Origin of the sequence: Clostridium polynesiense, from assembly GCF_000820705.1 — a bacterium.
Taxonomy (GTDB): Bacteria; Bacillota; Clostridia; order Clostridiales; family Clostridiaceae; genus Clostridium_AA; species Clostridium_AA polynesiense.
The window spans coordinates 1-9,166 of record NZ_CCXI01000023.1 but is presented as its reverse complement, the minus strand read 5'-3'; the positions used below and the strand labels follow the sequence as shown (position 1 = coordinate 9,166).

Below are 9,166 nucleotides of genomic sequence, written 5' to 3'. Positions count from 1 at the left end.
CATTTTTTACCTTTATTAGTAATTTTAATATATCTATGCTTTATTCTATGATATAATTTGTATGAGTTAAATTCTAGGGGGTTAACATTCATGACTTTAATGATTTTTTTATGCGCTGCAGGATTTATAGCTGCCTTTGTAGATGCCATAGCAGGCGGAGGCGGCCTAATAAGCATTCCGGCATTTTTACTTGCAGGCTTCCCTCCCCATATAGCCTTAGGCACAAACAAGTTTTCTGCTACCACAGGTTCCTTTACCAGCTCTCTCAAATTTATAAAATCTAAAAAGGTAAATATGCATCTTTTAAAATACCTGGTACCTGTAACCTTTATAGGAGCAGTGCTGGGGGTTAAAACTGTGCTTTTGATAGATCAAAGCTTTCTTTATCCTGTGGTTATGGTGCTCATACTCTTTGTTGGCTTATACAGCCTATTTTCAAAAAATGTAGGGGTTTTAAACAGCTTTACGAAAATAACGCCAAAAACCTTAACCTTAGGGCTGCTTTTAGGCTTTACCATAGGCTTTTATGACGGTTTCTTCGGTCCTGGGACAGGTTCTTTTTTAATATTCGGACTTATATATATCTTTAAATTCGATTTTGTAAATGCCAACGGAAACGCCAAGGTATTAAATTTTACCAGTAATATAGCATCCCTAATCACCTTTGCTATAGAGGGAAAAATACACTATAAATACGGAATACTTGTAGGTGTATTTATGGTACTAGGAGCAAGGATGGGAGCAAAAATCGCCCTTAATAAAGGTACAAGGCTTATAAAGCCTATCTTCGTTTCTATGTCCTTAGCCGTTGCGGTTAAAATGCTTTATAATATGCTTTAATACCATAAAATGTAACTACCCCTGGGGTGCTTCCAGCACCCCAGGGGTAGTTACATTTTATACCATTTTATACCCTTTTCATATAATCTTAAACTATAATACTTTCTTCAAGTCACTTGCCTTATAATCCTTAACATATCTTTCCTTTGCTTCATTTATGAGGAGAAGCCTTGCTGAGTCCTCTTCAATTTTAAGAACCCTGCCCTTTTGCTTGGTTCCCAGTATATTTACAGGGCTGTCCTTTTTCATTTCACGAACATTGCTGCTTTCGCAGTATTCACACTTATCTTCTTTGCCAAACACCCTTTTACAATCAGCACAGTAGTATAATTTATGCATTTTTTAACCTCCCATTAAGATGATATATTATATATACTACATATACTTATTAAATCCTTCTAAATTGACTATAAAATTCTGAATAATTATAATATTTCAACTTTAACTTTTTAGTGTCTTTCACTTTCATTAAACTATGATTGCTCATCCCTAAAATATCACTGTACTCGCAGCTACATCCAATAAAAAATTAGAAAAGCAAAAAAATCCTGCTTCCTAAACAAAATTAGGAAGCAGGATTTTTGTTTTAACCCTATGCAGCTACCACTCTTGATACGATAATTGCTATACCTATGAGCATACCTGCAATCACTATAGCAACAGCTATGTTTTTTTGTTCTAATTCCTTATTAAAATCCAGTGGAATCATTTTATCAAAGATAGTGTAGCCCAGTGCCATAATCAGTATCCCAAGCACACCAAAAAGCAAGCACAATCCCACTTCAGCCAATACAGCCATGATAATCCCCCTTTAAGTCATCTTAATTATATATTACCATAATTTATATTAATATATGACAACATATTTCTTTTACGCTAAAACTCTGGTATCCTCTACTCTTTTAGTGATTTTTAAACTGTCTAGATGTTCCAGTATGGCTACTGCATACTTTCTGCTGGTATTCAGCATATCTCTAAACTCTCCGGCGGTTACAGCTCCGTTTTTCTCAATAAATTCTATTAAGTCTTCCTTAGCCTTGATAAAATAATCGCTTTTGAGTATGCAGTCTTCACTGACCTTATAGAGCTCTCCCTGCTCTATAAGGGATTCCAGCACTGCCTTAAATTCTTTTTTATTTTTAACCTTTGAGGATAAATCTTCTACTTTAGGAGGTGCATATGCCCCTTCAGTGTATTCTTTAAGAATATAATTTTTAATCTCTTGCTGTTCTTTGCTGTATACCACCTGGAAGCTGTCTAAAGCTATGCTGTTTCCCGTGATCTTAATGAGATTTTCCTCTATTAAAAGCTTTAGGAGCTCATCATAATTTTTTTGCTTTAAGCTTTTAGTGAAAATCTTATTTTTAAATTCCTCTTTTGATATGCCGGGTTTTAAAGGATTATTTTTGTGGAACTCCTTTAAAAGTGCCTCAGTTTCTTCCAGCTTCTTCATAAAGAATTTGTTATGAATATAAATATTTTTATCCCCTGACTGGAGACAGATTATTTTCTTTTCCTGAACCAAGTTTTCCAGTATTTCAGGAAGTTTTTCTTCATTTTTACCCAGTGCCTTTAATATTTCGTTATTTCCGGGGTAATCTTTTGATAATTTATCCACAGTGCTTTCTATTATGCTGTTTACAGAGCCGCTTTCTTTAATTTTAAGCTCCTCTATATACTCCTTATTAAGCCTTTTTGCCTTCCTTGCCACAGGCTCAATTATAGCTCCTCCTCCTATAGTTACCATTGGAGAGTAGCTTCTTATTACATACCTGTCATTTCTTTGTGCTGAAATAGGCTTTTCAAGTCTAAGCTGTACATAGGCTGATTCTCCAGGATTAATTTCTTCCCTGTCAAGAATTACTACCCTGCAAAGTATTTCATCTGTACCATGGTATAACCTAACCCTCTGCCTGTTATTGAGTGGCTTATCTGCACTTTTTAAATAATACATACTGCAGTCTATCATAAGGGAAGGCTCTAAAATTCCTTCCTTTGCAATAACATCTCCTCTGGATATTTCCTCTGTTTTTATCCCTGAAATATTTAAAGCGCATCTTTGTCCTGCTTCTGCAAAATTTACATCCTTATCGTGTACCTGGACGTTTCTGATTTTCCCTTTAATCCTCTGAGGATAAATTTCTATGATATCTCCTATGGTTATCCTTCCTCCATAGATAGTTCCGGTAACCACAGTACCAAAGCCGCTTATGGAGAAAACCCTGTCCACAGGCATTCTAAAGTGTCCTATAGTGTCTTTTGCTTCTACTTCTTCCGAGGCTTTATCAAGATATTCCATCACTTTATCCATACCTTCTCCTGTCCTAGAAGAAACGGGGAGGATTGGACTATTTTCAAGAAAGGTACCTTGAATTTTTTCTCTAACCTCTTCCTTAATCATTTCCAGCCATTCATCATCTACCATGTCCTTTTTGGTTAGCACCACAGCTCCATTTTTTATATTCAAAAGCTGAAGTATTTCAAGATGCTCTTTGGTTTGAGGCATAATTCCCTCATCTGCAGCGATAACCAGCATGACTATATCTATTCCGCTGACTCCTGCCAGCATATTCTTAACGAACTTTTCATGACCGGGCACATCTATAATACCTGCTCTCTTCCCTGAAGGAAGATCGAAAAAGGTAAACCCTAAGTTTATGGATATCCCTCTGGACTTTTCTTCTTTTAAAGTATCCGTTTCCCTTCCGGTAAGAGCTTTAATCAATGTAGTTTTCCCATGATCTATATGCCCTGCAGTTCCAATTATAATATGTTTCATAAGCTATTATTCACCCATTTCTTTAAGAGCCTCTAATATAATATCATAATCCTCTTTGAAAATTGTCCTTAAATCAAGGTATATTTCCTCGCTGTTAATCCTAACTATCACTGGTGTTTCAGCTTTTCTAAAGAGCTTTTCCATTTCCACTGAGGACAGCTTACTGCTCTTTATCTTAACCACCCAGGTAGTAAGCTTTTCTTCAGGCATGGAACCTCCCCCTACCATAGAAAAAGCTTCGGAGATCTCAAATTTAAAATGTGATGGGGCTGAAGAAAGCTTTCTTTTAAGCTGAACAGCCTTCTTTTTAAGCTCCTCCTTTGGAGTGAGCATCATATTTAAAGTTGGGATTTCCTTAATTGCAGTTTTCTCATCAAGATAGCATTTTAAGGTAGCCTCCAGAGCAGCCAGTGTCATTTTATCCACCCTCAAAGCCCTTGTAAGCTGATTCTTTTTAATAGCATCTATGTACTTTTTCTTCCCGATAATAATTCCTGCCTGAGGGCCTCCAAGCATCTTGTCTCCGCTGAAGGTTACTACATCTATTCCTTTTCTAATGCTTTCCTGTACTGTAGGCTCATAGCTTAAGCCATAGTTTTCTAAATTTACTAGAACCCCGCTTCCTATGTCCTCAACTACCGGTATGTTATATTTTTCACCAAGGCTTGCAAGCTCCTCTGCAGGAACCTCCTCTGTAAAGCCCAATATTTTAAAATTTGAAGTATGTACTTTTAAAAGCACTCCGGTTTCTCCTGTTATGCTGTTTTCATAATCGTACAGGTGAGTTCTGTTAGTAGTACCAACCTCTACAAGCTTTGCTCTGCTGAATTTCATAACTTCAGGAATCCTGAAGGAGCCTCCGATTTCCACAAGCTGACCTCTGGAAACTATGGCTTCCTTATCTTCACAGAGGGTATTTAATACAAGCATTACAGCAGCAGCATTGTTATTTACCACTAATGCTCCCTCTGCACCGGTGATTTTTTTTATTATTTCTTCAATGTGGGAATATCTTGAACCCCTTTTCCCCTGCTCAATATCATATTCTAAGTTATTATAGCTTTTAATTATATTCTCTACCTGCTTTGCTGCTTCCTCACAGAGGAGTGAACGTCCGAGATTAGTGTGTATCACTATTCCAGCAGCATTAACCACTTTCTTTAATTTAAAGCTGTTTTTATCCTTTAATATAAGATTAAAGCTGCTTATTATATCCTCTTCGCTAAAGTTTTCAATATCACCTTGAAGAATGCCTTTTCTATAACTATCCACCGCTTCTCTCACCGCTTCTGTTACCAAAGCCTTAGAAGTATTTTCAAAAGCCTTCTGAACTTCACTGTTATGAAGCAGAGTATCTACCTTAGGCAGCTTTCTTAAAAGCTCCTTTCCCATATTAACTCCTCCTTGGTCAAAGCTTTACCATATCCCATTAAGAAACTATTTAACCACAATATACTTATCTTTTTTCTTTACCACTTCACCTATTATCCTGCTTTTAATTTTTAATTTGGACAGCTCACTCATTAAAACTTCACCTTCTGAATAACTGCAGGAAATCAATAGTCCTCCCGAGGTTTGAGGATCAAATAAAATATCCTCCATCCAGGGTTCCACACTATTAAGCTCATATTTTCCCTTTAAATAGTCTCTGTTCTTATAACTTCCTTCTGGTATTAAACCCATTTCTGCGTATTCCCTTGCAGCTTTTATATAAGGTATTTTGTCCTTGTATATAATAAGAGTCTTATCTGAACCTTCAGCCATTTCATATCCATGACCCATAACTCCGAAGCCTGTAATATCAGTACAAGCGGTAATCTTATGCTTAGCAGCTATTTCTCCCGCATACTTATTTAAAGTAGACATTATCTCTACAGCCTCTTCATAAGCTTCCTTTGATGCTATTTCTCCTTTAATTGCTGTATTTATTATCCCTGTTCCTAAGGGTTTAGTAAGTATTAGCACATCCCCCTCAGCACAGCCATGATTTTTCAATACCTTATCAGGATGAACTATTCCCGTTACGGAAAGACCATACTTTGGTTCCTCATCCTGGACAGAGTGACCACCTATAACTACAGCTCCTGCTTCTTTAACCTTATCTGCTCCCCCTCTAAGTATTTCTCCCAGAACTTCAATAGGAAGGCAGTTAGGAAAACAAACTATGTTAAGAGCAACTATTGGTCTGCCCCCCATGGCATAAACATCGCTTAAGGAGTTTGCAGCAGCAATGGCACCAAAAGTGTATGGATCATCTACTACCGGGGTGAAAAAGTCTAAAGTCTGTATAGTTGCCATTTCATCATTTAATTTATAAACAGCAGCATCATCGCTGGTTTCAATGCCTACTATAAGATTTTCATCCTCCATTTTAGGAAGTGTATTTAATATCTTTGAAAGGGTCTCCGGCCCTATTTTAGCGGCTCACCCGGAGGTACGTGTTAATTCTGTCAATCTTTTTACCACAGGTATCACCTCTTTCTAAATGTACTTAGTACATTTTAAACCAATTGATATTCTACTTTATTTCATCGTAACTTCTTATAATTTGCTAAATGTACTTAGTACATTATAAACCATTTCAGTGCAATTTTAAAGCTGTCACCTGACGTCTATCCTATCCTTAAGTTTGTTAAAGGTGCTTTCTCCAATCCTGTCAACCTTCTTAATATCCTCAATGATTTTAAAGCCCCCATTTTTCTCTCTGTAATCTATTATTTTATCCGCTGTTACATCCCCTACAGAAGGTAGTTTTTTAAGTTCTTCCTTAGAAGCGGTATTTATATTTATAACATCTGAAGCATTATTTAAAGATACTGAGGCAGATATGGATTTATCTTGGCTTAAAGAAGCTTTTCCCGGAATTACCACACACATTCCATCTCTAAGCCTTTGAGCAAGATTTACTTTGCCGGTATCTGCATCAGAGGTTATTCCTCCTGCTTTCTCCAGGATATCCTTTACGATGCAGTCCTCCTCCATAGCATATACATCAGGCCTTTTAACCTCTCCTTTAATCTCTACCTTTATCTTCTTATTTCCCTTTTCTTTTGAAGCCTCAGCTTCTTTCTTTGAATCCGATGGGCTTTCTATGAATATGTCCTGGGGAGATTTATCAGTATTATCTTTCGAAATCATATATCCAAAAATGGTTATACAAAATAATATTACACATAGAATTATTGAGCCTATAAGCTTTTCTTTGTTTTTCATCTTTATCATCCTTTCAGAGCTTCATTGCACTACTATAATTATTGACAAATAATTCATAATCTATAGAAATAAACAGCATTTTTTGCTATACTTTTACTGTGTTAATGTAGGAGGATAATTATGAAAAGAATTTTTTACACTTTTTTTTGTACTTTATTTTTACTTTTATCTTTAACTAGAAGTGCTGAAGCTTCTGCCCTGCCTCCAGATATAACCGCTGAGGGAGCGGTACTTATGGATGCTGTTACAGGTAAATTGATTTATGAAAAAAATGCTGACAAGCGTTTATCCCCAGCTTCCACCACAAAGATAATGACTGCGGTGGTTGTATTGGAAAAAACAAAACTTCAGGATAAGGTTACTATAGGAAAAAACCCGCCAAACACCGATGGTTCTGCCATAGGTATCCTCACTGGAGAGGTGTTTACTGTAAAGGATTTGCTTGCAGGTATGCTCCTTGAATCTGGAAACGATTGTGCTGAAGCATTAGCAGAACATGTATCCGGAAGCATTGAAGAGTTTGCAAAGCTTATGAATGCTAAAGCCTTAGAGTTGGGGTGCACAGATACTAATTTTGTTAATCCCAGCGGTCTTTATGATGAAAATCACTATACCAGTGCAAAGGATTTAGCTTTAATTATGCGTGAAGCTATAAAATCAAAGGACTTTTTGGAAATGGAAAAACTCCCCTTCTATGAGCTTCCGCCCAGTAATTTAGATCCTAATCCCAAATGGTCAAATAACAAAAATCAGCTTATGATTAAAAACTCAAGATATTATTACGAAAATGCCATAGCAGGAAAGACAGGATATACTGTAAAAGCAAGGCATTCCTATACAGCAGCAGCGGAAAAGGGAGGCCAAGTTTTAATAAGCACAATGATAAACGGAGAAGGGAAAGAACATTTCTTTCCTGAAACTAAAGCCTTATTAGAATATGGATTTAACAATTTTCAGCTGGTTAAGCTTTACTCGAAAGGACAGGAGGTAACAGACCTCAAGGTTAACAAAAGCTCCATCCCACTCCTTGCAGATAGCGATTTTCATACTGTTTTAAATAAAGGAGAAATAGCCAGTGCCCTTTCCAGTAAACTCTGTATATTCGAAGTTAAGGATTTAGGCAATAAGAACTTCGAAAAAGGAGAAAGATTGATAGATTCCAGTATATACGTTCAGGATAGATTAGTGGGAAAGCTTGCTTTAATTAGCGGTTCCTCTTATGAGGTACCTCCTTTAAAAACAGCTGAGATATTTTTAACAAGCTCTTTCCCTCTTTGGACAGTATTAATTATAGCGGTTATATTAACCTTTATAGTTTATTTATTTATCAGAAAATTTGTAGTTAAGAGGCATTAATTATATAAACTAAAAGCAGAGCATCCTTATGAAACTCTATAAGGATGCTCTGCTTTTAAGGAAAACCCTTCCTATATTTTTATATTTGATTTTCTCAAAAGTTCCTTCATATCTTCAGGAATATCAACTGTGAGGATTATAGGCTGTGAGGTTTTAGGATCAGGAAACTCCACCTCATAGGCGTGAAGAGCCTGCCTTTCTATCAAATCCTCCCCCTCAATTCCATATAAGGTATCACCTGCAATAGGATGACCTATATAACTTAAGTGCACTCTAATTTGATGAGTCCTTCCAGTTTCAAGTTCAAGCTCTACCAGGCTGAGTTTTTCAGCAGCTTCCAGCACCTTATAATGAGTAACGCTTCTTTGACCTCTGTGATCCACAATCCTTTTTATACTGTCCTCTGTTGGTCTGTATATTGGTAAATCAAGGGTTCCTGATTTCTGTTCCATTTTCCCGTGAACTATGGCTTTATATTTCTTTCTAAAACTGTCTCCCTGCATTTCTCTAGACAAGAACATATGAGCATACTGATTTTTTGCAATTATCACTAGTCCGGAGGTATTCATATCCAGCCTGTTAACCAACCTTACAATACAGCTTTGGTTGGTTTCTTTAAAGTAATAAAGCACTCCGTTTGCAAGGGTTCCGCTTTGGTGGCTTCTGGTGGGATGGCATACCATATAAGGAGGCTTGTTGACTACTAATATGTCTTCATTTTCGTAAACTATTGAAAGAGGCATTTTTTCCGGTTCTATGTCCTGGCTTTCCGCTTTAGAAAGCTCTACTACCACTACGTCAGAAGGCTTTATTATATAATTCATCCTTACAGCGCTGCCGTTAACCTTGATTCTTCCATCCTTGGAAGCTCCCCTGATCAGTCTGGTGCTTAAGCCAAGCTTCCCCTTAAGATAATTCCTGATGGTACTGCCTTCTTCTCCTGCTTTAACAACTTCTTTAATGACGCTCATACAATAG

General features: G+C 36.8%; 9 protein-coding genes. 2 read left to right on the top strand and 7 right to left on the bottom strand.

Going from position 1 to position 9,166, the window contains the following annotated elements; all coding sequences use genetic code 11:
• The first annotated feature begins 90 nt into the window (after nucleotides 1-90).
• A complete protein-coding gene (locus tag TA89_RS03155) occupies nucleotides 91-840 on the top strand; it encodes a TSUP family transporter (RefSeq protein WP_040210768.1) in 750 nt (249 codons plus the stop codon).
• A 93-nt stretch (nucleotides 841-933) separates the two neighbouring features.
• Here the strand turns inward: TA89_RS03155 and TA89_RS03150 are convergent, their stop codons facing one another.
• The 6 genes from TA89_RS03150 to TA89_RS03125 form a co-directional block, all read right to left on the bottom strand.
• Nucleotides 934-1,179 (bottom strand): hypothetical protein, encoded by a 246-nt coding sequence (locus TA89_RS03150; RefSeq protein ID WP_040210765.1) that lies wholly within the window; start codon nucleotides 1,177-1,179, stop codon nucleotides 934-936.
• A 253-nt stretch (nucleotides 1,180-1,432) separates the two neighbouring features.
• Entirely contained in the window at nucleotides 1,433-1,639 is a 207-nt protein-coding gene (locus TA89_RS03145; RefSeq protein WP_040210763.1) for a DUF350 domain-containing protein, read from the bottom strand.
• Nucleotides 1,640-1,711: 72 nt separating this feature from the next.
• Complete coding sequence (gene selB, locus TA89_RS03140) at nucleotides 1,712-3,619, bottom strand: selenocysteine-specific translation elongation factor (RefSeq protein WP_040210761.1); 1,908 nt, start codon at nucleotides 3,617-3,619, stop codon at nucleotides 1,712-1,714.
• A 6-nt stretch (nucleotides 3,620-3,625) separates the two neighbouring features.
• Nucleotides 3,626-5,011 carry an L-seryl-tRNA(Sec) selenium transferase gene (selA, locus tag TA89_RS03135; RefSeq protein WP_040210760.1) on the bottom strand — a complete coding sequence of 462 codons (1,386 nt, stop codon included), beginning with the start codon at nucleotides 5,009-5,011 and terminating at the stop codon, nucleotides 3,626-3,628.
• Between the two features lie 45 nt (nucleotides 5,012-5,056).
• Nucleotides 5,057-6,085: a selenide, water dikinase SelD gene (gene selD, locus TA89_RS03130; RefSeq protein WP_423219493.1), complete on the bottom strand. Its 1,029-nt coding sequence runs from the start codon at nucleotides 6,083-6,085 to the stop codon at nucleotides 5,057-5,059.
• Nucleotides 6,086-6,220: 135 nt separating this feature from the next.
• Nucleotides 6,221-6,832 (bottom strand): helix-hairpin-helix domain-containing protein, encoded by a 612-nt coding sequence (locus TA89_RS03125; RefSeq protein WP_040210755.1) that lies wholly within the window; start codon nucleotides 6,830-6,832, stop codon nucleotides 6,221-6,223.
• Between the two features lie 120 nt (nucleotides 6,833-6,952).
• Between TA89_RS03125 and TA89_RS03120 the strand changes: the two genes are divergently transcribed.
• Nucleotides 6,953-8,188 (top strand): serine hydrolase, encoded by a 1,236-nt coding sequence (locus TA89_RS03120; protein ID WP_040210754.1) that lies wholly within the window; start codon nucleotides 6,953-6,955, stop codon nucleotides 8,186-8,188.
• A gap of 71 nt (nucleotides 8,189-8,259) precedes the next feature.
• Here TA89_RS03120 and TA89_RS03115 read toward each other — a convergent pair whose 3' ends face one another.
• Nucleotides 8,260-9,159 carry an RluA family pseudouridine synthase gene (locus TA89_RS03115; protein ID WP_040210751.1) on the bottom strand — a complete coding sequence of 300 codons (900 nt, stop codon included), beginning with the start codon at nucleotides 9,157-9,159 and terminating at the stop codon, nucleotides 8,260-8,262.
• Between the last annotated feature and the right edge of the window lie 7 nt (nucleotides 9,160-9,166).

Excerpts from the sequence above, each read along its gene's own strand:
- TA89_RS03155 (WP_040210768.1), top strand. The coding sequence starts at position 91 with ATGACTTTAATGATTTTTTTATGCGCTGCAGGATTTATAGCTGCCTTT.
- TA89_RS03150 (WP_040210765.1), bottom strand. The coding sequence starts at position 1,179 with ATGCATAAATTATACTACTGTGCTGATTGTAAAAGGGTGTTTGGCAAA.
- TA89_RS03145 (WP_040210763.1), bottom strand. The coding sequence starts at position 1,639 with ATGGCTGTATTGGCTGAAGTGGGATTGTGCTTGCTTTTTGGTGTGCTT.
- selB (WP_040210761.1), bottom strand. The coding sequence starts at position 3,619 with ATGAAACATATTATAATTGGAACTGCAGGGCATATAGATCATGGGAAA.
- selA (WP_040210760.1), bottom strand. The coding sequence starts at position 5,011 with ATGGGAAAGGAGCTTTTAAGAAAGCTGCCTAAGGTAGATACTCTGCTT.
- TA89_RS03125 (WP_040210755.1), bottom strand. The coding sequence starts at position 6,832 with ATGAAAAACAAAGAAAAGCTTATAGGCTCAATAATTCTATGTGTAATA.
- TA89_RS03120 (WP_040210754.1), top strand. The coding sequence starts at position 6,953 with ATGAAAAGAATTTTTTACACTTTTTTTTGTACTTTATTTTTACTTTTA.
- TA89_RS03115 (WP_040210751.1), bottom strand. The coding sequence starts at position 9,159 with ATGAGCGTCATTAAAGAAGTTGTTAAAGCAGGAGAAGAAGGCAGTACC.